Consider the following 24,627-nt stretch of genomic DNA (forward strand, 5'->3'; position numbering starts at 1 on the left):
AATACTAAGTGCCAGGGAATCCCCGTTCCTGCTGCCAACGTGGTGATAATCGACAAATTGGCGTGGGTCCGAACCATCTGTATATATAAACGTGATTCAAGACTGCTACGACGGCTTGGATTCACGACCACCCCAAGGTAGAGACAAGGGCTCACCGCGAATCCATGCGGGTTCCTTGCGGTATCCTGTCGGTCAATTGTGGCGACTGGTTTCCCCCCGATACCTCTTGTGCCAGATGCGAGTAGAGATGCTGAAAACCACGAAGGCCAGTACCGCCAGAACAAATGTCAGCCAGTAAATTACTACGTTGAGCGGCCCTCCTCCATGAAGCACGCTGGACAGCAGGGCCCAGCCGGTAATCCCGGAAATCGCCATCAGCACAAGGAACCACCAGGATGGCAAGTTCGAAAAGCGTCCCAACATGCCCAAAGCATATGGCCCTTCACGTCGACAATCTATGGTTCGGGTGGAGGTGCCGATCGTCTGCTAAACGACCGCGGACGTCCGCGGACATCCGCGGTCGTGGGTGCACTGGTAGTTGGCTACTGCGTGCTATATCTTCTGCAGTAGAACGTGCGACTGCTGATCGGTCCCACGCTGACCAGGGGACACGCACAGTGAATAATTCTTCTATCCTGCCCGGACGCTCACGGCAGGTAATCGCTGCTTTTTGCACCGTTTTGACGACGCTAATTTTCTTCTCGCCGACGGCTCCTGCCGCCGCCACCACCGCAAACGCTCCGGCGGTCAACGAGACCTCCGCAGCGCCGTCGATGAGGTTCGAGGGCGAGGCTGTGGTCGGACGGACCCTGAAGCTCGTCGCGGACGTTGACTGGAGCACGCACTGGGAGAGGATCAGCTACGAATGGCTGGTGGACGGCCGGTTCTACGCCCACGCCGGCGCTTCAACAATAGTGTCGGAGTCGCATTTCGGGCGCCGTATCTCGGTTCGTATGACGATGAAGGAGTTCGGCGCTGATCCGGTCGTATACGTGTCTGAGGAAACACCTCCCGTCCGTGGATCCTTCTACGCTTCAAGGGGTTACGCTGCGGAACCCGTGTTGGGTCGAGCCATTTCCGCCAGCCTTAGCCAAATGATTCCACAACCTGCTCTTGCCTCCGGGCCGGAGCGATCTTACGTGTGGTCGCGGAACGGACTTCCGATCCCGGGAGCGGTTTCAGCGTCGTACACCGTCACCGAGGAGGATTTGGGGGCAGAACTCACCAGCACGGTTACCCTATCAGCGCCGGAATACCTGACTTGGAGCCGAACAGAATCACATGGTGCAGGTTTCCGCGGACACCTGGAACTGGCATCAGATCCAACTATCACCTGGAACCGCACAGCACCCTCCAACAACGTTCCCACCGGCACCGTGCTGCAGGCCTCCGCCCCGCCGGTCACCGGTACCGCGCCAGCTGACCTGACCTATGCGTACCAGTGGTATGCGGGCGACTGGATGACCGAAGCGATTCCCGGCGCGACAGGGTCGACGTACATCGCTGCCCCGGAGTACATCGGCAAGACCATTAATGTCGGCGTCACACCAGTCGCTGCTCATTACAAGGGCCGGGAAAGGGGCGTCGCATCCAACCTGCGACCATACGTCTGGGGCAAGTTCACAGGAGTCACCGCCCCGACTGTCAAAGGCACGGCCCTACCCGGTGAAGTCGTCACCGCCGTTCCTGGGACCCCCAGTCCTGCCGCTGAGACCGTCATGTACGAGTGGTACCGGGACGACGAGAGGCTCACCGGCTGGAGTGCCGACCCGACGTATATGGTCACCCGGGATGATCGAGGACATAGGATTTCGGTGCGCGCCCGATACCACCGTGCCCACTATTACGACAGTACGACGGCCATATCCAGGCCGATAGCACCGACCTTCGACGCCCGGGCTTTCATGGACTTCACCGGCGACGATAAATCGGACATCCTGGCGCGTGACAAAGCCGGTGTTCTGTGGGTTTACCCTGGCAACGGGACCGGCGGATGGAAACCCCGTTACCAGCTTCAAAACGGACACGAAGGCTACCTCGGCCTCATCAGACCGGGCGACTTCAACGGTGACGACATCCCTGACTATCTCGCCCAGGACGTCTGGGGAAAGTTGTGGATGTCCGACGGGCCATCCGGCTCGTTCGTCGGAACCGGCTGGAACGGATTCACCATCATCTCCCCTGACGACTTCAACGGCGATATCGAACCCGATGTCATGGCCCGGGACAAGTACGGGGCCCTCTACCTGTACCCCGGTAACGGGACAGGCGGCTTCAAGCCCCGGGTAAAGATCGGCTCAGGCTGGCAGAACTTCACCACCATCCTCGGTCCAGGGGATTTCAGCGGCGACGGGAAGGCCGACGTCATGGCCCGGGACAAGTACGGGGCCCTCTACCTGTACCCCGGTAACGGGACAGGCGGCTGGAAACCCCGGGTGAAAATCGGCTCAGGCTGGCAAAACTTCACCAGCATCAGCGCCGCGGGCGACTTCAACTGCGACGGGAAGGCCGACGTCATGGCCCGCGACAAGTACGGGGCCCTCTACCTGTATCCGGGAAACGGGACAGGCGGCTGGAAACCCCGGGTGAAAATCGGCTCAGGCTGGCAAAACTTCACCAGCATCTTCTAGCCGCGAGGCTTACCCAGCTTTCGAAATGATGCGACCGCTCATCACAAACCTGCCCCCGACACTGGTATAGATCGTTGCGGGAAGGACGTCCCGGTCCTCCGCCCCAAGCCACATCAAAACGCGGTCACGGTGATCAACAGCTATTCCCGTCGCACCCCTCGCGAGCAGTGCCCAGCCGAGAGCGGGACGACCGTCGACCCGCAGGTTATAGGAGCTGCCCTGGACCAAGGCGATGGACCTGGCGACGTCGGCAAAGCCTGAAAGTACCCGTGTTCCGGCGAAATCGGTCAATTCATCAGCTAAAGCCGTGATGAGGAATGCGGCATGATAAGGGCCGGGGCGTGCGGGCTTGAACGTCACCAGGCACTCGGATACTTCGGCGCCAGAAGCGGGTCCTGATGCTATGACAAAGTGGGCGATGACCGCCTGGCCGGCCGCAGCCCGCTTAGGCCGGACACACTGTTCGACTCGATCCCCTCCGTGCCTGTACGGGCGGCATAGGCTTCGAGCTCGGCCGAAATCCGCCCCGGCAGGGAAAGATCACCGGAGGTACCGGCCCTGCGAGCATACATAGATCCGCCCATGGCGCTATTCTCCGACCGTCTCCGTGCCGCGGCTATCCCCTCCCTGTCTCCCCCGGCAAACGGCTCTCAAATGACTCATCCCTGGATGAGTGTCAACGGCAGCCTAGAAATGACCGGTGGCGGCATGTTGGTTTGCCCGTTGGCGGCAGGTGATTGACCGGTGGCGGCAAGTATTTTTGGACAGCGTCAGGTGCCCCGGGCGTGCCGGGTTGGTGGGGGCGCCTGACCGGTTTTGGGTTAGTTCATGGGGCGGGTTCCTTTCCCGTTTTGGGCTTGCATGAGCCGGACGGACTCGCCGCTGGTTTGGCAGAGGTGGGCGTGGTGCATGAGCCGGTCCACGGTTGCGGTGGCGATGGTTTTGGGCATGAGCTCGTCGAATCCGGAGGGGTGGATGTTCGAGCTGATCGCCAGGGAGCGTTTCTCGTAGGAGGCCTCGACGACGCGGTAGAAGCCCTCGGCGGCGTCGGCAGAAACCGGCAAGAGGCCTATGTCGTCAATGCAGATCAGGTCGACGTTGGTGGCCCGGGTGATGGCTTTGTTGACGCTGTCATCGATGCGGTGCCGGCGGACAAGGGCGCCGAGGTCTTCCATGCTGAGCCAGGACACGGACATGCCTTGGTCGATGGCTTGCTGGCCGAGCGCTTCCAGGAGCAGGGTCTTGCCGGTGCCGGAGGGCCCGCAGGCAATCAGGTTTTCACGCCGCCGGACCCATTCCAGGGTCCGCAGAAACGATGTTGTTGCCGGCGGGAGGGTGGAGAGGGCTTCGTCCCAGACGTCGAAGGTCTTCCCGGTGGGGAAGCCGGCGCGTTTGCGGCGGGTGGCGAGCATCGAGGCGTTCCGGCCGGTGGCTTCGGCTTCGAGCAGGACGCGCACGACTTCGGTGGGGTCCCAGCGTTGGGCTTTCGCGGTGGCCAGGACGTCGGCGACGACAGCGCGGGCGTGCGGCATCCGGGTGGTGCGCATCAGCGCGATCACGTTCTCTACGGACGTGTCGGCCAGGGGCGGGGTCATGGTGTTAGTGCTCATCGATGGCTCCTTCAAGGTCTTCGTCACTGGTGGCGGCGATGGGTGTGGTGCCGAAGCTGGCCCATGCGCTGGTGCCCTGGCTCAACCACCGGTCCTGGTCTGTGACGGTGTGGGTGGTGCTGGTTGTGTGGCCTGCCGCGCTGCCGGTGTTGACGATGGAGAGCAGGTCCTCGTGGGTGAAGCGCTGATGCACTGCTGCCGCGCCGAGGCCTTTGTCGACCTCGTCGGCGCCGAGGACCTTGGCCAGGGTGACGGCGCGTTCCATTTTGTGCCTGATCTTCTGGGTTCCGGCGGCGGCGGCTTCCTTGAGCCAAAGCGCGGCGCCGGCGCCGAGGGCCAGGAATTCTTCCTCGGCAGTGTTCGTCGGGCGGATCACCCGCTCCAGGGCGCCGGCGGGGGCGGGCGGGAAGTGGTCGTCGATAATCGCGGGGGTTCCGGGACGGGTGAGCTTGTGGCGTGCGACCTCGACCGGTCCGGTCGCATCTACGTGGACGATGATCACTTCGGTGTCGGTGCCGCGCACCCACACCATCTGCCCCATCAGGGTGTGCGGGACCGAATACCGGGACTGGGCGAAGGTGATCATGGGCGTGTTCGGCGGAACCTGACGGGTCTGGCCGAAACTCGCGGTCACCGGGGTCGCCGGGACCGGATGCAACCTGGGGCCTTCGATCACCTGCAGCATGTCCTTCGGGATCTCCAACGTGGCCCGGTGCACCCGCGAGTTCACCTCCTCCATGAATGCCTCACATGCAGCCTCCAGCTCGCCGAACGACCGGTATTCGGGCAGCAGGTTGGTGTCTTTGGGGACGAGATCGGCCTTGGCGATCTTGACCGCATTCTCCACCCCGCCCTTGGAGGCAGGGTCTGCCGGCAGGCAGGTCTGCAACGACGTCGAGTAATGCCTGGTGAACGCCACGATCTGGTGGTTGCGGACAGGGATCCCGGCGACGTGCTCGACCGTGACGGTCTTCTCGTTATCGGTCAAAATGTAGGTCGGAACCCCGCCGATCAGGCGGAAGGTCCGGTCGAGGGCGGCGAACACACTCGGCATGGTCTTATCCCGCAACGCGATCACGACCCGGAACCGTGAGAAGGCCAGCCAGGCCACGAACAAAACCGTCTTCACACCACCAACGACGGGCCCGTCGCCGTAGTCATACTCGAGCCAGAGACCCGGCTCCGGCGTCCACGGCCGGTGCACCCGCACGCTCCGGGCCCGGTATTTCGCCTTCAACTCAGCAAGAGTGGTCCTGGTCGTCCGCTCACACCCGGTGAACCCCAAAGCCCGGAGCTTCTCATGCACGACATCCCCGCGGATCTTTCCGCGGGACTGCTCAACCCAAGAGATCATCTGAGGCAGGAACGGGTCGGTCATCCGGCCGCGTTGCCGGGCCACCGGCGCCTGCGCGCCTTCCTGACGGGCTTTCACGTAAGAGCGCACCGTGTTGTGTGAGACGCCGCAGATTTTCGCGGCATCCCGGTATGACCGGGTCAGATCGTAAGCAGCTAATATTTCCATGAACTCTCCTGGAGACTTCACAACGAGCCCCCTCCTTCCCGCAACGGGTGAAATACACGATTGGCATCGCCATTTCACCGCGGAAGGAAGGGGCTCTCCCCGTAACGACACGAGGGATGGACAAGAGGAATCCCAGCACGCCCAGCCACCCACGGGTGGCCCGCTACTGTCCAAAAATGCTTGCCGCCACTGGTCAAAACCACTGCCGCGAACGGTCAATCAAATTTGCCGTCTCCGGTCAGTTTAAAGTTGCCGCTTACAGATGAGCCCAATCTGTCCGGGGCCGGGTTCGGTTGATGACTCAGCTGGCCCCGCGGCTTAGATGATTCCAATTTCAAATGTTGAACTTGAGGGCCAGCAAACCGTGCCCATCCGGCGCCCGGTCCGGCCAGGCTCCACCTTTCTCGGGCGCTGCCGACACCACACCGAGGGTTTGCCCTGTTCAGGCAGGAACTGGCTGTGTAACACTTCAGCATGGATGATCCCAGAAGCCGGATTCTGCCACTCCTTCGCCAGGGCGAACGGCTCCTCTGGGTTGGTCAACCCGACCCCAGGGTTCGTTTTACAGGCGCTGATGCGTTTCTCGTGCCTTTCAGTATTCTCTGGGGTGGATTTGCCGTCGTTTGGGAAATCATGGTCATCACCAGATCCGAGTCACCTTTGTTCGTTATTTGGGGAGTTCCATTTGTCCTGGTGGGCCTCTACTTCATTTTCGGCCGTTTTATTGTCAAAAAACGGCGAAAGGCCGCCACAGCGTATGGACTGACAGACAGCCGGGCAATCGTTTGCACAGGCAACAGGTCAGTCGCTGATACTCCCGTCAGGGCTATGCCAACCAAGGTGGACAGGTCCAAGGATGGCCGGCATGTGAGCGTGACTTTCGGGCATCAGGGCGCCATGGGCATGTTCGGCACGTACCAGAACACGGGGTTGGACTTCTTCAGCCTGGGCCTGGGTCAGAGTGTCGCTTTTTTTGACGTTCCAGACGCCGACGGCCTGCTGAGGGCTTTGGACCAGGTCCATGCGGGACGGGGTGCAACCGATCCGTCGGGCTAGAGCATGCGGGGGGACCTGTCGTCGTGGCAGACGATTCGGCTCACGGGAAGATGAAGGAATGGGTAGTTTCAATGCGATGGTTCGCTGTGCACAAGTCGTCCTCCGGGAACGGGCCACGTAGCAAAGAGGATTCTCAGATTGGGACACACTCATGTCGCGGTCGGCAAGAATAGTCATGTGCCTCCGATCCCCGAGTCTCACCATGCAGCTTTTGACGGCTTGGTGACCCGTGCACGGCAGCTTTTCGGCAATGCGGTTGAGGAAAAACTGATCGCTCCCGATAGCTATCGGCTTCCAACGTTTAGAGTTGGCCAGCTGTCCATGATTGGTGAGCAATGGCTCGTCGTTGAGGTCGAGCCTGGTCCGTACTCGCGGCACGGCCACCAGCGGTGGGAACTTGATTGGAACGCTGACCTCGAGAAAGCAATGGCGCTGCTTGAGAAGTACCACGCGCGGCAGATGCTCGCTCCGGGTTCAAGTGACGTTCTCCTTGCCCGGCTCATCGCCCTAGTGGGAGACGACGGTGACGTCACCGTCTCAACCGAGCGAGCTGAGTTCGACCGGACCGCCACTGTCACGCCTCATCATCACGGCACACTGCCATTCGACGTCCTCATCACCAGCGGCTACGTTGTCGTCATCAACGGACCCGACTTCGGATGGTGGACCTTTGGCGGGGACTACGAAGATGACGGAGTTAACGAGGCGCAGACAGTGCTAGAGCACCTGATAATCCGGGGAGGAACCATCCATATCACCCGACGCAGCAGTCAACTCCTCGACATCGACGGCGGCATTGTCAGCGGCCCCCACCGAGATGCAGTCCGCACACGCCGTACCAACAACCTGCGCTTCCTGCCCTATCGTCAGCCGGTCTGATTCTCAGCCCAAATACGGGGACCACTACTGCAAACTTGAGCGACGACGAAGCGTCCGTAGGAGCAGGTTCCTTGGGCACTCCAGTGGCGGCCAAGGAGGTCAGCGGCCTCTTGCTCTGGTGCTGGCGGGGCTGACGTCGTAGGCTCTGAGCAATCGCGCCAGCCAGCGGTGAAAAGAGGGATCACCACACCAGGACACGGTCCCCGCAGGCCGGCCCTGAACGATCCGAACATCGTCGGCGTGCGCGATGCTGCGCCCGCCAGCTCGCGGCCTGGCGGCTCAGTTTCCGGAACGAGCCCGCGAAAACCCGCGGGCAGGCCGGCACAGCTGAACGGGATCCAGCCATGAAAAGTAGCAACACTTCAGCCGCCCTCACCATCGCAGCAGTTCTTACTCTCACAGGCTGCGGCGGCTCCGACCAAACAAGCACGACCCCGCCGCCCGAGGCCGCGTCCTCATCCACGTCGGCCGCCTCAGCGCCGGCCAAGGCTTACAGCAACGAGGACCTCAACGCAATTGTCGCCGGCCTTAAAGATGCCCAGGGAAATGCCCTGACCGTGGTCCCGGCCGCCCAGATCGACCAGGGGTTGATAGCAGCCCGGGAAATGCTCAAAACCGCCGTCATAACGCCCGAGGCCTGCGGGGTGCTGTTTGATAACAACACCCAAGTTCCCGAGGGCAGCACCTACGCTGCCGGGGCGAGCCTGGCGGGGAAGGCCCAAACGGCGACGGTCATGACGGTGTTCGCGGTCAAAGACCCTTCAGTGATGACAGCCCAATTCGAGAAGAGCGCAGCGGCGCTGAATGACTGCTCGACCTACACTGTCGAGTTGAAGGGGAAGAAGATCACCAACGAATTGAAACCGGTGAACGTCGCGGTTCAGGCTGCTAAGTCAATGGGTGCACTGACCATCCAGACCACCCCCGAAGGGCAGAAACAGGTCTGCAATCTCACCGTCTTCGGAGTCAAGGGGAACCTGGCGGTCACCGTTATGAAGAACGGCCCCGTCGGTGCAGTCACCGCGGCCGACGCACCCGAACTCGCGAAACTCGTCAACGCAGCCCTCGCCGCAGGATGACGATGCCCCGACCGGATAAGGACAGCCGGGTCCGGCTAGGAGACTGCTGAACTAATCGGCGGTTGTGGGGCGCGTCGGCTGGATTCGTGGGTCTGTTGGTTAAGACTGGTCTTATGCAGGGTCGCGAGGATGCGCAGCGTGGGTATTTGGATGTGGAGGCGCTGGCCGGGGAGTTGTTGGCTCCGGGCAGCGTTTTCGCGTTTCTGGCCAAGCATCGGGGGCGGTTGTTTCCGGATTCGATGATGGAGGACCTGTTCCCGTCGCGGCGGGGGCGTCCTTCGGTTCCGGCGCCGGTGATCGGCTCGGTTCTGGTGTTGCAGGCTTTGCAGGGCCTTTCTGATCGGGAGACCGCTGAGGCGTTGACGTAAACAGCGACGGGGCCGTCGGCGCCCGGCTGATCACGAAGGACTCGACGATCGCCGGCACGACCGTTCAGGTCTTGGCTGACTCGGCCTACGGCACGGGGAACATGCTCGCCGCCCTCGCGTCCACCGGTCATACCCCGGTGATCAAGCCCTGGCCACTGCGCCCCACCGTTGAGGGCGGATTCAGCCTCGATGACTTCACCGTCGATGAGGCAGCAGGGACCATGACCTGCCCGAACGGGCTCACGCGCAGGATCACCCCCAAGCGACGGGTCACGTTCGGTGCCGCCTGCACCGCCTGCCCCCTCCGGGCCCGGTGCACTGCCTCACCACAGGGACGCAAAGTGGAACTGCACGAACACGACGCGCTGCAGCGAGAACACCGCCAACGCGCCAAGAACCCGGCATTCCAAGACGACTACCGCACCCACCGGCCCATGGTCGAGAGATCCATCGCCTGGCTCACCCGAGGCAACCGCCGCGTTCCCCACCGCGGAGTCAGCCGCAACAACGCCTGGCTCCACCTACGAATCGCCGGGCTAAACCTCAAACGCCTCCTGAAGCTCGGACTCACAACCGAACAGGGCTCCTGGGCCATCGCTTGAACCCGGAAGCCGGTAACAGCCAGCCAAGACACGACCCAGTACCCGGCCAACAGGCACTAAAGCCCGGAACGGCCGCACAACGCTTCGATCCCAGAAGCCCAACCCACAAAAGAAGGGCCGGCCCTAGACATACAATCGCCCAGGACCAGCCCTTTGAAGCACTTAGTTCAGCAGTCTCCTAGGCTGGGCGGTCTGATACTGCCCCGTGAATGAAGGAAGGGCGCAGTTTCCTGGTTCTCATTAAGCTGCGCCCTTGTCTGCCATTCATTACAGAACACGCGCGCACAGTCGGACACGGCAACTCAACGTGATAACGACCGCCGACTGCGTGGAGCGAGCGAGCTGCGTTTCACGATCCTTTCCGTGTCTCAAAGCCTCTGTGCCTCAAAACGCTAACGATATGAGGCACTACGACGACGACGGGAAGGCTTCGAGCTGAACCTCTGAGGCAGCCTCGAGCGCGTCGTTCAGGCGTTGCCCGCTCCTGACTGGATCAGAAGACCAGGCTTCCGCTATCAAGACCAACTCCGTAGCTTCCCCTGATTTTCAGGGTTTGTGCAGAGGGCTTGTGACCACTAGCTACCCAATACTCCTATGCACAAAGTTCACTTTCGCTCGGTACTCCTATTCACGAAGGCACAGACTGCCTCGAAACCCTAGGCACGCACGACGGCTGGACTGTGCAACGGCCCGCCGGCCGCTGAGGGATCGGCCTTCGGTACTTATGCGCACCGAGCGATCACAAAGCCCCGCCATGTAGCGGTCAAATTTACGCATGATGGGAGACAGCGCAAAAGTCTACTGCCGCTGCTAGATAGCAGAAGCGGCTGCTACGCCATCGCCGGGTCCATGCTCGACGAGGGGGCCTAACGTGCCACTGATGCGGGTACCCTGCTCAGTCGTGGCGCCCATTACCAGCACACCAAACTCGAAGCCTGAATACCGCGATCGCTTAAATAGGCCGGCCTTCGGTTCAGCGTGCGCGCCGGGTCCGACTGCCGATACGAAGACGTCGCTGTTCTCGTCACCACTGGCGATGAAGGTCACCCGGCGGTCGAATATTTCCGACTCGAAGCGGGCGCGTAGCTCAATGACGAATTCGCCACCGACTTCCACATCAGGATGCAGAACACCTAAGTCGCCCAAGGTAATTTCGCCAGCGGGCTTCAGAGTTCCGTCAGCTTGGGGGACCAATATCGTCGCGCGACCTTCCCGAACCTTGCCATCTTTCACCCATGAGACGTCATCACGCGGGTAACACCCCAAGGTCACCTCGTCTACCTTCACAACACCCACTCCTTTCCAAAGCTAAGGGCACAACGTTACGACGATATTGGAGGGGACTGCCGGGTTTGGTTGACGCGTTCAAAGTCGCACGGTGACCGAAGCGTCCGGTGAAGGATCCGCCGAGGAAAGATGGACTAGACCTAGTAGCCTGTGCCGGTAGCGGTTCCTGCGATAGACGCTCGCGCCTGACTATATTGAGGAAGGTGACCACCGATAGCGTTCTGAGAGAGCCCACTTCCTCCGGCCGCGCAGGTTCGCGGATGGTGTGGTCAGCGGCTGCAGTGGCCTGGCTTATCGGGTTCGTTTCCAACTTCCTGATTGCTTCGACAAACACGGGGATGGGTGTTGGGGACGCGTATGCGTCTTTCCAAATTGAGTCCAACTTCGGCAATGTGGTGGCTTTGGTCCTCTGGTCCGGCACAGCTCTCTTAGCTCTATGGCTTACCCTGCGTTGGTCCGGGGCGACATGGATCCGGGCCCTCGTCGCATACGGGGTACCCGCAGTCCTGTCGCTCTACCCCTCGGCGGTTGTCAGCAACGCTGTTGCCCATGTAGTTGCCGTCGAGGATTCATTCGTCTACCACGATTGGCTCGCATGGCCATTGATCCTGTCTGGCGTTGTGGCGCTTGTGGTTGCGTTGATGGCCCGCGTACTGCACGCGAACGGTGGACGTGGAAAGCGCGGGCAGGCCCACCGTTGAAAGGTCCGGTAGAGGTTCCTCAAACGTGTGCTTCAGGGTTACTTCCCAGTGACATTTTCACCGACAACCGAAATTGATCGCTCAGGCATCAGGGCGGCGGCTGCTACTGTAGCCATGCGTACATGAAGAACGAGGCAATGTCAGCCACACACAGTGCGATGAGAAGTGAGTAGTGTCCCCGCGACATCGACTTCTTTTCCCGGACCAATTGTCGAAGAGCGACCCCGAGGACGGCCACGACACCCACAGCCAGCAGGATTCCAAGGTAAAAGAACAAATCGGCCATTAGTTCCTCTCATTGCGGGTGTGCTTGCCCACGATACAGGGACATCGAATTGTCAGCCGTGTACAGAACACCCGGTGTCCCGCTCGTCGTTCGTCTAGGGTGCTTGAATCGCCGGACACGAGCATCGGAACAGGAGATGGACCGTTGGTCGCGGCAGATTCGCCGGCCGCTAAAGTGCCCGTCCCCGCCGGTTCCACTCAGCTCTGCGGGCTTCTTCTTCGTCCCAGAAGGGCCTGTCATTACGGCGTGCATAGAGCAGAAATGCGAGGCCGCCCAAAGCGACAAGAATCGTGGCGAGCCAAAGATAGCTGGCCAATTCCCACGGTTTCCCTGCCACCCAAAAGAGGATCAGCACTACCAGCTGAAATAGAGCTGTGACCGTCCAAGCGACGAATAAGAAGCGAAAGCCGCCGCGGGTCATCCTGGGCTGCAACCTCCTGGGCCCCTTAGCCTCGTTCATGAGCTGAGGCTATAGCCCTTGACTATGCTTGGGAACCTGATTGTCAGCGTCCCCTTGGCTACGTCCTTGAATTCTTGACGCACGCACCGCAGAGGGTTCTGTTTAGTTGGCAACCGCGCCACCTAAACAGAGGAGGCATCTCTCCTTAGTCGTCGTCCCATTCATCGCGAAGCGACTTGCGTAGTACATCCGCTTGCACGGTTAGCGCTCCAAGCAATTCCTCACGACTGAGCCGATTAGTGGTTCGGTAGGACCAGGAAATGTCACCATCACGGTCCAGAACTTTGAGGAGGATGAAGGTCTCCAGCGCTGTCTCGCCCTGTTCGAGCGGATGCACTTCCAACCCATTGAGTACTTGCTCGACCGGTACTCTTTGCTCTCCTCCAGCAGGAGCTCCTGAATGACTGCCCATGAGGGGGAAGACTACAGGTGGAAAAGGAAGAGCTGCCAATTAGCTCCAAGCAACCACGTGGCTTTCAAAAGGGTCCGATCTCCCGCATGCCGCTCATGGCGCCCGTCGTACCGAAGACAGTCCCCGTCCAAAAATGGACTAGACCTACCGACCTGTGCCGTGAAGGGTTACTGAGCGGGAGCCCGCCCGTAACCGGATCCTGCATTATTGGGGAATGTGGAAATGGCGGAGCGAGGGGTTCCTAATTCCGGCTATGCGGTTCCACGCCGTGATCCAACTGCGCCCACAGGCGACCACGTTGGGTCCCGTTACGGCGGCTGCCTCGAAGGTTGCTTCCTGGCTGGTTGAAGGATCGAGGGTGACAAAGTGCCCGCGTCGCAATTCCTCTGCGACATGCCATTCAGGACCGTAGTCCTCTTCGAGGTACTCGTGCTCACCGCTCAGCCAGTGCACCTGCGTCCACATGCACTCCTCCCTGAGCCAGAGGAAGGGGAACGATCGCATTGGAGCGACCCCGGTGGTCACCCACCCCATGGGCTCACCGTCCAGGGACAGCTCCCACACAGCATCCCGAAACTCGTCCAGGCGCGGGTCCTTTGGCCAATCCGTGTCGTCGAACCACTTATTCAACCATTCCATTCGAGCTGGACCCTTCGGAGGTCGTTGGCCAGAGCGGTGATTCTGGGCGTGGGTTTCTTGCTGTCGCCGAACCACTTGTGGCAGACGCCGGCGACTACCTCCGGAGTCATGGGTTGACCTTTGGCGATTAGGCGCGTGAAGTCTTCGATTTCAGGGTCGTATTCGTCGGGAGGTGCATCGTCCAAAACCCCGAGCAGGTCGTGGGCATTGACGCACTCAGTGACCGCACGCCGCAGACGTCGGTAGTCCTGCGTTCTGGCGTCCATTCGGTCATTCTAGGGCCAGACAGGTCCGGTGGAGGTTCCTGAAGGATTGAGCGCCAAGTGACCATCCTGAACCGACGCAATGCCCCAATGACTTCCGTCGTGCAAGAATCACCGCATGAATGAGGATGAGCGGCGGACAAGGGACCACTTGATGATCGTCGATGCCCTCGTACGGGCGGTGGATCGGCGTGACGAGGTCTTTCAGATGATTGAGGATTCAGAGGACGTGGACGAAGCAAGACGTCGGGTAGGTCAGCTGTTGGGTGTGGGAGAGTTGGGCAGCCGGGCCGTCCTTGACATGCAGGTTAGAAGATTCACCCGAGACCACCGTCAGAGGCTCGCTTCCGAGGCAGAAGAACTTAGATCAAAGTTGCCTGATGGCCGCTAAGGACTCCGTGTTCTCCGTCGATCATTAGGTTCCTCGTCCTCCGACAAGGTGCTGCGGCTCAGCGATCCGACTTCCCCTTTTGGAGTAGACCAAGGAAACTGGCCCGCTTGAGGCTCGGCTAGCGGAGGGCACGATTTGCCGTAGTCCAACCTCGTAAAAACGGTGGTGCGCCAAAGTCTGATTAGCGGTTTACGGACCCGAACAATTCTGCCTCGAACTGGTCCAACGCCTCTGGGTATCCGGCCACATCGATGGGTCCATATGTTGTCTGGAGGGAGACCACTCGGAGCCCCGGACCGAAGTTGACCGCCAAGTAATCCCGCACCTCCAACTGTGTACGGTCTGGAGACATTCGGCCGTTGACAAGGAAGCTCGCAGGCTTGATCCAGGCTCCCTCCCGGGACTCATCCGTCACGAAGTCCACGAGCGGTGCGCGCACTGAAATCAGTCCCCGCATCCAGCTATTGACCAGACCGCCAGGCAACGGCTCAGGCGAACGAACCCAGACTTCCGTCCATCCCCGCCGCCGCCATAGCTTGAATGAGCCGGTTGACTATCAGGATGGCCAACAGCCAAATCACCCACATGGCCAGGAAGGTGACAAAGAATAGGGGAAGCGAGTCGGGTTGGCGCCCATTAAGCACCATTAGGAAGATTGAAGCCACAGCTGCGGTAATAACACTGCCAAGGCCGAGCGATACCAAACGCCTGATCCTCGATCTCCGTTCAGCCACGCCACACTCTAAGCCCGAATCACTGCCGCTGTCTGCTGCTGGCTCTCACGCCCATTGGTTACGGGGTGCAATTCGAAATGACCTTTCAAAAGCCCTAAGCATGGCCGCTAAACCCCGGGCAACAAGTCTCGCGGCATCAGCCATGGTCTAGACCTAATGCCTCGTGCCGCTAGGGGTTAGTCCGGCGATCGCTCAGCGGGCCACGAAAAGCACAAAAGCACCCTCATGTCCGTAAGCCGGACGCCTCAGTTATATCGGCTTGGGACCAGCCCAGTAGTTTTGACCCAAGCGCCATTCGAAGCCGTCCACCTCAATCTTGAGAACGAACGTGTTACCGCGCCCGAAGAGACGACGCCGCGTCGTTACATGCCCACCTCCTTGAAGATATGCACGCATGACACGGCAAAGCTTCATCAGTTCAGCCTCCCTGTAGGCCTCCAACTCGTCATCGTCCTCTTCTTCGCCGTCGTCTATTAGCAGGGCCGTTTGAACATTCAGTTCGGGAATAAACCCCTCCACCCACACTGGATCGACTCGAATGACTGCTTGACGATCCTCATGGGAACGGCTGCTCACCTGGACACTGGGTGAGCGGGCTGGCTCGTCGGAGCTCTGGTTCACGATGGCGAAGTCTTCCTTGAAGACCTCGTGCACGACGCGATCGAGCATGGCCTTGATGTCACGGGTCATGTTCAGAGTCTTTCAGAGTCGGGTGAGGGAGAAGGGGTAGCGCATTGAACCGCCGCGCACCACGTTTCGAACGTTGAGGTGTCTATCAGCGGTCTCACGGCCCGGAAGGGTCAAACTGCAGACGCTGCGTCGCTAGTGAGCCCTAATGGACTGGACCAAGGAAACTGACCCGGTTGAGGGTTCCTCAGCCGTGCTCCCGTTACCTGCATATGGTCGCTGTTTCCGGCAGCTAAATCGGGGTATGGGAATACCTGCTGCAGCGAAGATCGTTTCAGGAGTCAGCTCGGGTGCGGACCTGACTGTGGAAGTCGGCGGCGCGCGAAGACATCAACAAGCTGATCAACCTCGTTCAAGCACTCGCGTTGAGCGGTCTCGTCACCTGACTCCCAGGTCCATTCCTGGTACTCAACGTCGCCTGACACGAACACGTCATGATCGAGGTTGTCGTACCAAACCTCCATCACCTTTCCAGGGTCGGCTAACAAGGCAATCTGGGTCCGCCAACCGTTGACGGTTTCATGGCCAGCTTCCCAACCGTCGTAGTAATGGGCTGCAACGACAGTGGCCTTATTCCGAGCAACTGCGGAATCAATAGTCGCATGAAGATCGACCAAGAATTCCGGCCTGACAGGCTCGCCCAGCGCGCGGCTCTTTCTAGGACGCTTGCTCATCCTTTGAGGCTCGGTTCGTTCGTTCACGGAGTCAGTCTGCCAGCATCCCGGGGCGCCCCCAATAGGCCATCTCGTTACCCGATAGACGTTCGCTGGCGGCACCAAAGGCCGGGCCATCACCGGCTTACGAGCGCCGGGCACGCCTTGCTTACTGCAGTTCGTGCGAACGCAATACGCGGTGTGCTGTCTGTAGGGTCTGTCATGCTTGACCCGTGACTCAAGACGCTTCCGCAGAAGATGACCAGGCGCCATTCGTCGAACCCATCCGTCTCATCGGCGGCATCAACTTCACGACCTGGCCCGACCTCAAGTGGACTCGGGCGAACTCGCACGTTGCCCTCCTCCAGGCCAAGTTCGTTGAGTGGCAAGCAAGCGCCCCGGTTTCGATAGACGCAGTCTTACGTGAGGACCGCCTGGGAATCGACCTCATTGCCCGAGCACCCAGAGGAATCCCAAAGCACGATTGGGCGCTCGATGTCGGTGACGCCCTGCACAACCTTCGAAGTGCCTTCGATGCTGTTGCGTGGGGTATGGCGCACTTTAAAGACACCGAGCCCACACGCCCCAAGTCGGTGTACTTTCCAATCTGCATTGACGAGAAGCAGTGGAAAAGGGCTTTCAACGACTGGGTGGGCGAGATAAATCTTGAGTTCCAGGAGCGGCTCCGGATTATGCAACCGTTCACCTACATGCAATCCGGAGGGGTGTCGGTACTCTCGATGCTTCACGAACTCGACATCCAGGACAAGCACCGCGACATCCTGACTGTCTCGGCTGACATTCACGAGATTAACCTCGGAGGCTCCTTTGAGTATGAGGACCACGATCACCAGGCCGTCCCCCGTATTGAAATGTTCTCCGACGTTAGATTCAGCGACGGTGTGGTGCTCGGGACACTTCACGCGGGAGCTCCGATCCGAACGATCGGTCAAACAATCCTCCGCCCAGCCATGAAGGTGCAACTCACATACCGGGATACCGTTTATGACGTTATGCCAATGCTGCAGCAATTCGTGACCGAGTCCCGGCGTTGCCTCGACGTCTTGCTGTCCGGGCTGGTGGGACCCGATGAGTCGGACGAAGCGGAGTGGTCCCCGATGGGTTCCTCAGTCAGATGGGTGAATGAACGCCGGGGTTAGCTTTGCTGGCGTTTTCTCAGCACAAACAGCCCAACTAGGTTAGCTAACGTGAATGCGACGCTTAGAACAATCACCACTGCGTTGACGGCAGCCCAGAATGGCTGAGGGTCAGAAAAATGCGCAATGATCCCCATGACTAAAACGAGGATCCCGGCATACACACCGCCAATAGTCGGGAACTGACGCTTTTTCCGGGGGCAGGCTCTGACTCGCTTAGATCCGACATGCTCGGAGCATACAACCGCGAGCGATAGATGTCTCCGTTACTACTCCGCGGCCTTCCCGCCCTGCTGAGAAGAAAGCCCCACTAGACGTTCCCGGGAGGCACAACGAATCCAGGTGATCACCGGCATACGAGACGATTGTTAGCGGCCATGAAAAACTGCCCGTAGGCGGCCACGAAAGTGCCCACTGACGGCCAGTAGAACTGCCCACTGGTGGCCATGAGATCTGCCCACTTCCTTACTTGTTCTGCCGCGTCTTAAGCGGCGGGGGCCTCTCCCCGGGATTTGATGACGGTGTCTAGTCGCATCGAATGTCGCCCAGGAAGAGGCCCTGTATGAAGTCTGACGGAGAAATCATGGAAATTCTTGCTGCCTACGATCTGACGGGGTCGTTGCGTGCAACCGCAGAGCTGACGGGCTGTTCCCATCACACTGTTGCCAGGCATGTTGCGGCGCGGGATGCTGGCCGGCCGATCGCTGAGCCGGCGCCGCGTGACCGTGTCACGGACGCGTTCCTGCCCAAGATCGAGGAATGGGTGGAGGCGTCCAAGGGCCGGATCCGTGCTGATAAAGCCCACGAGAAGCTCCTCGCCTTGGGTTATGAGGGCTCGGAGCGGTCCACCCGCCGGGCGATCGCTCAGGTCAAAGCGGCTTGGCGGCTGGGCCATGTGCGCGTGCACCGCCCTTGGATCGCGGAGCCGGGGATGTGGCTGCAGTACGACTTCGGTGACGGGCCGCGTATCGGCGGGGTGAAGACAGTCCTGTTCGTTGCCTGGCTGGCGTTCTCGAGGTTCCGGATCGTGATCCCCTTGCGCGACCGGACCGCGCCGAGCGTGTTCGCCGCGCTGGACCGGTCCTTCCGGATCCTGGGCGGGGCACCGACCTATGTCCTGACCGATAACGAGAAGACGGTGACTACCGCGCACGTGGCCGGGGTGCCGGTGCGGAACCAGCAGACCTTGGATTTCGCCCGGCATTACGGTGTCACCGTGCTCACCTGCCAGCCGGCTGACCCTGCCACGAAGGGCGGGGTCGAGGCGTCGGTGAAGCTGGCCAAGGCTGACCTGGTGCCGACGGATACGAATCTGCGGGCCGAGTACTCCACATTCGCTGAGTTGGAGAAGGCGTGTGAGGCGTTTATGGACGAGGTGAATAACCGGGAGCACCGTGCCACGCGGCGTAAACCGGCTGCCGTGCTCATTGAGGAGGCGCCTCGGTTGCACCGGGTTCCGGAGGCCGCGCACACGGTCGCGTTCGGGCTCGCCCGCACGGTCCCGGAGAACACCCCGATGGTGACGTTCGAGAACGCGCAGTATTCCGTCCCGGCGCACCTGCTCGGGGCCAGGGTATTCGTCCGCGCCCACGGCACCGGCCCGGGCGAGCAGGTCATCATCGTCCACCACGGCCCCGGCGGTCCGGTCGAAGTCGCCCGGCACGAACGGGCAAGGCCCGGCAGCCCTGCCATCAACGATGAGCACTTCCCCGGGACCAGGACCCGGATCCCGGGCGATTACACACCCAAAGCCCGCACCGCCGACGAAGCCGAATTCCTCAGCATCGGCAATGGCGCCGCGACCTGGCTGGTCGAAGCCGCCGCCGCCGGGACCGGGCGGATGAACGTGAAAATGGCCGAGGCCGTGACCCTGGCCAAAATCGCCGGGACCGAACAGGTGGACCGGGCCCTGGGTGACGCGGCACTCTATGGCCGCTTCGCTCACGGCGACTTGGCCTCGATCCTGAACGCGAACGTCAGACGCACCACCACCCACGCCGCGGACGAGACCCGCTCCCTGACCCAAGGCACGAGCGCGTGGGCAGGCCTGGGCGCCGCGCCCTCCACTACCACAAGGGAGCAGAACCGATGAGCCCGGTCAGCACCACGAACACCACCGCCCCGCCCCTGCCGGCCGAGCTCGAAGCGCTGATGCGGCAGCTGAAAATGCCCCACGCCCGCGCCCTGGCACCGGAGCTGATCGCGACCGCCCGCGCCCAGCGCTGGGAACCGGCCGAGATCATCAAGGCACTCTTCGCCGAGGAAGCCGCCGGGCGGGCCCGGTCCATGCTCGCCACACGGCGCAAGGCAGCAGGCTTCCCGACCGGGAAAACCTTCGACGCCTGGGACCCCGCCGTCTCCTCCATCCCGGGCCCAACCCAGCAGGCCCTGCGCACCCTGGAATGGATCACGCGCAGGGAAAACCTCGTCGTCTGCGGACCCTCCGGCACCGGGAAAACGTTCTTCCTCGAAGCCCTCGGCCAGCAAGCCGTCGAAGCCGGCATGCGCGTGGCCTGGTTCCGGCTCGAGGACCTCGGCGCCCTGATCCGCGCCCACCGCACCGACGACAGCGTCACCCGCGCCGTGACCAGAATCCTGCGGGCCGAGCTCGTGGTAATCGATGACATTGGACTGTTACCGGTGGCCACCGACGCGGCCGAAGGACTCTACCGGGTCGTGGACGCCGCCTACGAAAAACGCTCAGTTGCGATCAGCTCGAACCTTCACCCGGCCGGCTTCGACGAACTCATGCCCAAAACCCTGGCCACAGCAACCGTCGACCGGCTCCTACACCACGCCCACGTCTGCCAGACCAGCGGCGACTCCATCCGCCTCACCCAGGCCCTCGCCGGAAAAGGAGTCACCCAACTGAACTAACAAGACCCGACGATGGCCAATCCCGCCGAACCAATCAGTGGGCAGATCTATTGGCCATCACCGGGCAGTTTTACTGGCCACCAGCGGGCAGTTCTACTGGCCGCCCACGGGCAGAAACTAATGGCCATTGACAGACGATAAGCGGACAGGCCTCTTACGGACCTTTTTTATCGCTCGAGTATGGACGGTTTTTATCGCTCGAGTATGGACGGTCAGGAAAGCCCCGCATCTTCTTGACGCATCCTGACTATCCCTTACAGACAGACTTGTTCCCAGGAACTTTGGCCTGCGGCTTCGGACCTGTCGGGGAGGTCAATCAGTCGAAGTGAGGCGCGCGCCAATCACAAACCTGCCGCTGTCGCTTGTATAGATTGTCGCGGGAATAACGGTTCGGTCCTCCGCCCCGAGCCACATCAAAACGCGGTCACGGTGATCGACCGCTACTCCTGCGGCGCCCTTCGCGAACAACGCCCAGCCTAGAACGCGGTGGCCGTCGACGTGCAGGTCATATGGGATGTCCTGGGCCAAGGTGATGGAGCTAGCGGTGTCGGCAAAATCTGAAAGCACCCGTGTTCTCGCGAACTCGGTCAACTCTTCGGCGAGGGCCGTGATGAGGAAGGCGGCGTGATGGGGACCGGGGCGCGTGGGCTTGAACGTCACCAGGCACTCGGATACTTCAGCGCCGGAACCTGGCCCTGATACTATGACAAAGTGGGCGATGACCGCCTGGCCAGCCGCAGACCCCATGGGGACGGACACACCGTTCAACTCGATCCCCTCGGTGCCTGTGCGGGCAGCATAGGGTCCGAAGGCTTCGAGCTCAGCCGACGTCCGCCCCCGCAGGGAGAGATCACCGGAGGTATCGACCCTGCGAATATACATAGATCCGCCCATGACGCTATTCTCCAGCCGCCTCCGCACCAGGGCTATCCCCCGGTTCCTTTCCCCTTGTCAGACGGTTCTCAGGCGGGTCGTCCCTTAGTAGGCCTATCTTTCCCGGTCCCGGGTTCCCGAAGGAAAAGGACTAGACCTAGCGACTTGTGCGGCGAGGGGGTTAAGGTTCGTCGCGGTGCTCGCGCTCACTACCGAAGAAGAAGATGGCTACGAAACCTAGGCCGAGTAGTGCCAGGATGACAACGATCCAGTTGGACGCAGTAAAAGCGAAGTAGATTCCAATAATAAACATGCCTATGAATCCCAGGCTCCACAGGAGACTCAGGGATCTAGCTCTTTCGCGATACGTCCAGACCTGTCCTTTTTTCGGAAACATGGGATCTCCAATTCATAGGATGACACCGTACGGCGAGACTAGGCTGGCCGTGAGTTCACATCAAGAGACTGCCGGCTTCCCCTTTGGAGTAGACCAAGCTAACCGACCCGGTTGAGGTTCGGCTCCCGGCAACGACCAGCGCGAAAGGGGTGCGCTTAGGATGAGCCACATGACCAGCTCAGAAGAACCCCTGCAGGAACTGCCAGCGGGAATGCCGAGAAGGTACGCAGAATATAAGCCAGTCACTTCGGATGCTGTACCCCCGCCAACCAACGTCGGCGGATACGACGACCTCCTCAGCTATTTCCAAGTGCGAGGCCAAACGCTGCTACGCAGAGCAGAAAGCCTCGCCACTCTTGATGAAGCCATCAATGATGGTTTGCCGGCCGATCTTGCCCGGCCTGTCGGGATGTTCTACGGAGACCTCCTCACGCACACTATTCCCGCAGCCCACTGGGAAGTAGTCGAGGAGGAATACCCCTTGGTTCGTGTCAGCAGAAAAGTTGCCGTTGACGTCGTCCGAGTCGCGCTACGGCGCCTGGCTACCCCGGAGCCCACCCTCGAACAAAACTATGCCCACGTCCTCGAACTCGTCAGGCAAGAAACGTAGAGGGAACCCCGACGGAGCCGGATGCGTTTACAGGCGAATTAACCGCGAGCATTGTTAAGGCACGGCTCCGCTCGGGCCGTTCGTCGAATCGGGGGTAGTGCGACATGCAATGGAGCAAGCTGGTACCGGGAAATCCGTGGCCGCACGACATGGTGATCCGAGTGAATGATCTTCCGCACCACCTGACGCTCTTGCTCTTTGTCCGGGAGGCATGGTCCCTAGCCGGTGACATGGACATCCCTCCATTGCAGCCCGCACCCGATTGTGGACGTTCGCAAATGCCTCACTCAGCAGATACGTCCACGTGGGATAAGCGCTGGAAAACGACGTGGAACCAAGCATTGAGTTGGTATGAGATCGAAGAGAGGGAACATCACCCCACGCCTGCCGAGATGCGCGATTCCCAGGATCCAAGTCAGGGCTTGAACCCGTTCATCCCGCCCTTCTGGACGCAGCAGTACGAATGGGAGGGCCTTGACCGAGACGCTTACCAGGCTTGGGAACAACGCCTGATGCCCAATTTTCCGCAAGATGCCGAACGCAGGAGTCTTCAAGCACTTATCCCTGCATGGAAGAGCGGGATCGATACCATTATCGTCCTGCCATACCGCGGCTATTTTGCCCATCGCCTCAGCCACCAGCACCTCGTCGTGTCTGCGGACACCAGGAACAACGAAGCCGACTACAGCCGGGCCTTGAGGGAAAGCACGCTGTAGATGTGCCACCTGGGGTTCCTTCCAGGCATCGTTCACGTCACACGGGATGTCCCTGATGCCTTACTCTTCGGGGAATTTCCTGACGATTTCAGTCGGAAAGACGCCGAGCAATTTGCGTCGGAGTTTCTTGCTTTTCTTCCAGTCGTCGGTGTGGATTTCGGTGCTTCTTCCGCGCCGGTCCAGCAATGACACGCAGCCGCAGCTGCGGTCACCCGCGAGGACGATGTCGGCAAGCTTGATGGACTTAGTTTTGCCTGATTCCAGCTTCAGTAGGTGGGTTTCTGTCAGTTCAAGGGCTGCCTTGGATGTCTTGTTTAACCACCTGCTCTGCCCATCGGGGGAACTTTGCGGCTTTGGATCTCCGTTGTTGTTGTGTCGCTGCCAGATGTCGTAGGGGTCCAGGGTCAGTCCCAGTGCGGAGGCGTCCGCGTGGCGGATTTTGGTGCTCTTGTCCACAGCGACGATGAGCGATGCCAAGCCCGCTGCCAGGGTTGCTGTCAGCTCAGGGGAAGTTATCGCCATGGCGCGATCTAGGACTGTCTGCCTGGTTGGAGTGGTTCGTCCGAGCAGGCCGTTGACTGCTATTTGATCGACGTAATCGGAAGCGTGGCTGTCGTCCCATGTGAGTGCAGCCTGCAGGGTGCGGATCGCGGCCTGCATCGCGTCCTGCCTGAATCCAGTTGCCGCCACGTCCCTGACAGCGGTAACACTGGCGTGCAATGCCTTGGTGATGTTCGCCTCGAGTGGGTCAAGAACGAGGTCGAGCTGGCAGCACTGGTTATCGATTTCGGTCGTGAAGATCACGACCGAGTAGATGAGGCCGCTGGTGTGCCGGAGTCTCGTGAGGAGCTCATATCGCAGCGCCTCTCCGAGGAAGGTCGAATTCCTCAACGGAACGAGGAGAGACAGTGCTATCCCCTCCTTCTGGGATCTGATCAGGGTGGGCGTGGTGATGACGGGAGCCGAGTGGTGCCGCGTGACGCTGTTGCCCGCCGGCAGGCAGATATTCAACGAGTCGGGTACGGGGCCGGTAAATGTTATGGCCGCGTTTTCTGCCGTAAACCATTGCCTGGCCCATTTAATCGCTTCGTCACGGCTCAGACTTGTGATTGTTGGAGAACCAAGGTGCCCTGCGCCAAGCCCGTTCGTTCCAAACCGGTTGGTCAGCAATCCACTGGAAATTGCAGTGAATCCTCGAGGGTCTTCTGCTGCGATGATCGATTTCTCCAGTGCGAGATCTTCCTCGGTAACAGCCGAAAAACCTGAGACGGCGGCTGCGATGGCGTTGAGGTATTCGGCAACGTCGTCGGGATCGCCTGAGGCATAGAACTCGACGGAGTCCATTTGGACCGCGCCGCCGTGGGACATGGTAACCGGTTGCACCATGCGGAGAATGGCATGTTCGACCAGGTGAGTAATGCCCGCCAGCGTCACCGGCTCATTGCGAAAGCCGACGCCGAACACCAGAGTCCCCGTGCTAACCCCGCCCGTGTCCACGGAATGCGTCGGAATGCCATTGTGCGAACTCGTGGTCACCTTGGGCCTCATGCGTTACAGTCTCGCAGAGATGAACACCGTCCCCCTCCCAACACTCATCAGGCGATGAACGTCATTCAACGGCACCTTTACTCGCCCGCGTTCCGTGCATAACCGTTCCCGAATGGGACATGTGGACTAGACCTGACGAACTGTGCCGCGAAGCGTTCGCATTCTGAGATGCCTCCGTCACGCCCGCGCG

General features: G+C 60.6%; 24 protein-coding genes and 1 pseudogene. 11 read left to right on the forward strand and 14 right to left on the reverse strand.

The annotated features are described in order from the left end of the window. Nucleotides 1-192: 192 nt before the first annotated feature. Nucleotides 193-423 carry a hypothetical protein gene (locus BWQ92_RS23890; RefSeq protein WP_172804323.1) on the reverse strand — a complete coding sequence of 77 codons (231 nt, stop codon included), beginning with the start codon at nucleotides 421-423 and terminating at the stop codon, nucleotides 193-195. Between the two features lie 194 nt (nucleotides 424-617). Between BWQ92_RS23890 and BWQ92_RS21460 the strand changes: the two genes are divergently transcribed. Further along, nucleotides 618-2,630 carry an FG-GAP-like repeat-containing protein gene (locus BWQ92_RS21460; protein ID WP_172804324.1) on the forward strand — a complete coding sequence of 671 codons (2,013 nt, stop codon included), beginning with the start codon at nucleotides 618-620 and terminating at the stop codon, nucleotides 2,628-2,630. A 9-nt stretch (nucleotides 2,631-2,639) separates the two neighbouring features. On the opposite strand, the gene BWQ92_RS23895 is transcribed toward BWQ92_RS21460, so the two are convergent. The 3 genes from BWQ92_RS23895 to istA (BWQ92_RS21475) form a co-directional block, all read right to left on the reverse strand. Continuing rightward, entirely contained in the window at nucleotides 2,640-2,990 is a 351-nt protein-coding gene (locus BWQ92_RS23895) for a hypothetical protein (RefSeq protein WP_076803067.1), read from the reverse strand. A gap of 461 nt (nucleotides 2,991-3,451) precedes the next feature. Next, a complete protein-coding gene (locus BWQ92_RS21470) occupies nucleotides 3,452-4,240 on the reverse strand; it encodes an ATP-binding protein (protein WP_076797998.1) in 789 nt (262 codons plus the stop codon). Then, nucleotides 4,230-5,783, reverse strand: coding sequence for an IS21 family transposase (istA, locus tag BWQ92_RS21475; RefSeq protein WP_076797999.1), 1,554 nt, complete (start codon nucleotides 5,781-5,783; stop codon nucleotides 4,230-4,232). The genes BWQ92_RS21470 and istA (BWQ92_RS21475) overlap by 11 nt, the downstream gene beginning before the upstream one ends. A 453-nt stretch (nucleotides 5,784-6,236) precedes the next feature. On the opposite strand from istA (BWQ92_RS21475), the gene BWQ92_RS21480 reads away from it, so the two are divergent. From BWQ92_RS21480 to BWQ92_RS23270, 4 genes and pseudogenes are all read left to right on the forward strand, one after another. Next, entirely contained in the window at nucleotides 6,237-6,818 is a 582-nt protein-coding gene (locus BWQ92_RS21480) for a hypothetical protein (protein WP_076803069.1), read from the forward strand. Nucleotides 6,819-6,995: 177 nt separating this feature from the next. Next, nucleotides 6,996-7,697: a hypothetical protein gene (locus BWQ92_RS21485; RefSeq protein ID WP_076803071.1), complete on the forward strand. Its 702-nt coding sequence runs from the start codon at nucleotides 6,996-6,998 to the stop codon at nucleotides 7,695-7,697. Between the two features lie 344 nt (nucleotides 7,698-8,041). Beyond that, on the forward strand, nucleotides 8,042-8,776 hold the full coding sequence (locus tag BWQ92_RS21490; RefSeq protein WP_076803073.1) for a hypothetical protein: 735 nt from the start codon (nucleotides 8,042-8,044) through the stop codon (nucleotides 8,774-8,776). A 113-nt stretch (nucleotides 8,777-8,889) separates the two neighbouring features. Beyond that, a pseudogene (locus BWQ92_RS23270) lies at nucleotides 8,890-9,746 on the forward strand (transposase). Between the two features lie 810 nt (nucleotides 9,747-10,556). Here the strand turns inward: BWQ92_RS23270 and BWQ92_RS21505 are convergent. From BWQ92_RS21505 to BWQ92_RS21535, 4 genes are all read right to left on the reverse strand, one after another. Further along, nucleotides 10,557-11,033, reverse strand: coding sequence for a hypothetical protein (locus tag BWQ92_RS21505; protein WP_076803079.1), 477 nt, complete (start codon nucleotides 11,031-11,033; stop codon nucleotides 10,557-10,559). Nucleotides 11,034-12,189: 1,156 nt separating this feature from the next. Then, nucleotides 12,190-12,480: a hypothetical protein gene (locus tag BWQ92_RS21520; RefSeq protein WP_076803084.1), complete on the reverse strand. Its 291-nt coding sequence runs from the start codon at nucleotides 12,478-12,480 to the stop codon at nucleotides 12,190-12,192. A gap of 616 nt (nucleotides 12,481-13,096) precedes the next feature. Next, nucleotides 13,097-13,531, reverse strand: a complete 435-nt coding sequence (locus tag BWQ92_RS21530) for a hypothetical protein (RefSeq protein ID WP_157365226.1) — start codon at nucleotides 13,529-13,531, stop codon at nucleotides 13,097-13,099. Beyond that, nucleotides 13,519-13,797: a hypothetical protein gene (locus tag BWQ92_RS21535; RefSeq protein WP_076803091.1), complete on the reverse strand. Its 279-nt coding sequence runs from the start codon at nucleotides 13,795-13,797 to the stop codon at nucleotides 13,519-13,521. Before BWQ92_RS21535 ends, BWQ92_RS21530 begins: the two co-directional genes overlap by 13 nt. Nucleotides 13,798-13,912: 115 nt before the next feature. Between BWQ92_RS21535 and BWQ92_RS21540 the strand changes: the two genes are divergently transcribed. Then, complete coding sequence (locus BWQ92_RS21540) at nucleotides 13,913-14,185, forward strand: DNA gyrase subunit A (RefSeq protein WP_076803093.1); 273 nt, start codon at nucleotides 13,913-13,915, stop codon at nucleotides 14,183-14,185. 488 nt (nucleotides 14,186-14,673) lie between these two features. On the opposite strand, the gene BWQ92_RS23900 is transcribed toward BWQ92_RS21540, so the two are convergent. The 3 genes from BWQ92_RS23900 to BWQ92_RS23705 all read right to left on the reverse strand — a co-directional run bounded on the left by BWQ92_RS23900 (nucleotide 14,674) and on the right by BWQ92_RS23705 (nucleotide 16,307). Next, nucleotides 14,674-14,889 (reverse strand): hypothetical protein, encoded by a 216-nt coding sequence (locus tag BWQ92_RS23900; RefSeq protein WP_076803096.1) that lies wholly within the window; start codon nucleotides 14,887-14,889, stop codon nucleotides 14,674-14,676. 279 nt (nucleotides 14,890-15,168) lie between these two features. Next, nucleotides 15,169-15,609 (reverse strand): hypothetical protein, encoded by a 441-nt coding sequence (locus tag BWQ92_RS21555; RefSeq protein ID WP_076803098.1) that lies wholly within the window; start codon nucleotides 15,607-15,609, stop codon nucleotides 15,169-15,171. A gap of 278 nt (nucleotides 15,610-15,887) precedes the next feature. Further along, entirely contained in the window at nucleotides 15,888-16,307 is a 420-nt protein-coding gene (locus tag BWQ92_RS23705; protein WP_157365227.1) for a hypothetical protein, read from the reverse strand. 185 nt (nucleotides 16,308-16,492) lie between these two features. On the opposite strand from BWQ92_RS23705, the gene BWQ92_RS21565 reads away from it, so the two are divergent. From BWQ92_RS21565 to istB, 3 genes are all read left to right on the forward strand, one after another. After that, complete coding sequence (locus BWQ92_RS21565; protein ID WP_076803102.1) at nucleotides 16,493-17,419, forward strand: hypothetical protein; 927 nt, start codon at nucleotides 16,493-16,495, stop codon at nucleotides 17,417-17,419. Between the two features lie 559 nt (nucleotides 17,420-17,978). Then, nucleotides 17,979-19,508, forward strand: a complete 1,530-nt coding sequence (gene istA, locus BWQ92_RS21570; protein WP_076797695.1) for an IS21 family transposase — start codon at nucleotides 17,979-17,981, stop codon at nucleotides 19,506-19,508. Continuing rightward, complete coding sequence (gene istB / locus BWQ92_RS21575) at nucleotides 19,505-20,293, forward strand: IS21-like element helper ATPase IstB (protein ID WP_076797694.1); 789 nt, start codon at nucleotides 19,505-19,507, stop codon at nucleotides 20,291-20,293. Before istA (BWQ92_RS21570) ends, istB begins: the two co-directional genes overlap by 4 nt. Before the next feature lie 312 nt (nucleotides 20,294-20,605). On the opposite strand, the gene BWQ92_RS21580 is transcribed toward istB, so the two are convergent. Both BWQ92_RS21580 and BWQ92_RS24505 read right to left on the reverse strand, forming a co-directional pair. Next, complete coding sequence (locus BWQ92_RS21580; RefSeq protein ID WP_157365228.1) at nucleotides 20,606-21,187, reverse strand: hypothetical protein; 582 nt, start codon at nucleotides 21,185-21,187, stop codon at nucleotides 20,606-20,608. Between the two features lie 160 nt (nucleotides 21,188-21,347). Next, nucleotides 21,348-21,479: a hypothetical protein gene (locus BWQ92_RS24505; protein ID WP_257787657.1), complete on the reverse strand. Its 132-nt coding sequence runs from the start codon at nucleotides 21,477-21,479 to the stop codon at nucleotides 21,348-21,350. 253 nt (nucleotides 21,480-21,732) lie between these two features. On the opposite strand from BWQ92_RS24505, the gene BWQ92_RS21590 reads away from it, so the two are divergent. After that, the gene (locus tag BWQ92_RS21590; protein WP_157365229.1) at nucleotides 21,733-22,173 is read left to right on the forward strand and encodes a DUF6278 family protein; all 441 of its coding nucleotides are present in this window, start codon (nucleotides 21,733-21,735) and stop codon (nucleotides 22,171-22,173) included. Between the two features lie 161 nt (nucleotides 22,174-22,334). Further along, a complete protein-coding gene (locus BWQ92_RS21595; RefSeq protein WP_157365230.1) occupies nucleotides 22,335-22,889 on the forward strand; it encodes a hypothetical protein in 555 nt (184 codons plus the stop codon). A gap of 60 nt (nucleotides 22,890-22,949) precedes the next feature. Here BWQ92_RS21595 and BWQ92_RS21600 read toward each other — a convergent pair whose 3' ends face one another. Next, complete coding sequence (locus BWQ92_RS21600; protein WP_157365231.1) at nucleotides 22,950-24,437, reverse strand: hypothetical protein; 1,488 nt, start codon at nucleotides 24,435-24,437, stop codon at nucleotides 22,950-22,952. Nucleotides 24,438-24,627: the final 190 nt, after the last annotated feature.

The sequence above is a fragment of the Arthrobacter sp. QXT-31 genome, from assembly GCF_001969265.1.
Taxonomy (GTDB): Bacteria; Actinomycetota; Actinomycetes; order Actinomycetales; family Micrococcaceae; genus Arthrobacter.

Coding starts and splice junctions, on each gene's coding strand:
- BWQ92_RS23890 (WP_172804323.1), bottom strand. CDS start 423: ATGTTGGGACGCTTTTCGAACTTGCCATCCTGGTGGTTCCTTGTGCTG.
- BWQ92_RS21470 (WP_076797998.1), bottom strand. CDS start 4,240: ATGAGCACTAACACCATGACCCCGCCCCTGGCCGACACGTCCGTAGAG.
- BWQ92_RS21480 (WP_076803069.1), top strand. CDS start 6,237: ATGGATGATCCCAGAAGCCGGATTCTGCCACTCCTTCGCCAGGGCGAA.
- BWQ92_RS21490 (WP_076803073.1), top strand. CDS start 8,042: ATGAAAAGTAGCAACACTTCAGCCGCCCTCACCATCGCAGCAGTTCTT.
- BWQ92_RS21520 (WP_076803084.1), bottom strand. CDS start 12,480: ATGAACGAGGCTAAGGGGCCCAGGAGGTTGCAGCCCAGGATGACCCGC.
- BWQ92_RS21530 (WP_157365226.1), bottom strand. CDS start 13,531: ATGGAATGGTTGAATAAGTGGTTCGACGACACGGATTGGCCAAAGGAC.
- BWQ92_RS21535 (WP_076803091.1), bottom strand. CDS start 13,797: ATGGACGCCAGAACGCAGGACTACCGACGTCTGCGGCGTGCGGTCACT.
- BWQ92_RS21540 (WP_076803093.1), top strand. CDS start 13,913: ATGAATGAGGATGAGCGGCGGACAAGGGACCACTTGATGATCGTCGAT.
- BWQ92_RS21555 (WP_076803098.1), bottom strand. CDS start 15,609: ATGACCCGTGACATCAAGGCCATGCTCGATCGCGTCGTGCACGAGGTC.
- istA (WP_076797695.1), top strand. CDS start 17,979: ATGAAGTCTGACGGAGAAATCATGGAAATTCTTGCTGCCTACGATCTG.
- istB (WP_076797694.1), top strand. CDS start 19,505: ATGAGCCCGGTCAGCACCACGAACACCACCGCCCCGCCCCTGCCGGCC.
- BWQ92_RS21580 (WP_157365228.1), bottom strand. CDS start 21,187: ATGGGCGGATCTATGTATATTCGCAGGGTCGATACCTCCGGTGATCTC.
- BWQ92_RS24505 (WP_257787657.1), bottom strand. CDS start 21,479: ATGTTTATTATTGGAATCTACTTCGCTTTTACTGCGTCCAACTGGATC.
- BWQ92_RS21590 (WP_157365229.1), top strand. CDS start 21,733: ATGACCAGCTCAGAAGAACCCCTGCAGGAACTGCCAGCGGGAATGCCG.
- BWQ92_RS21600 (WP_157365231.1), bottom strand. CDS start 24,437: ATGAGGCCCAAGGTGACCACGAGTTCGCACAATGGCATTCCGACGCAT.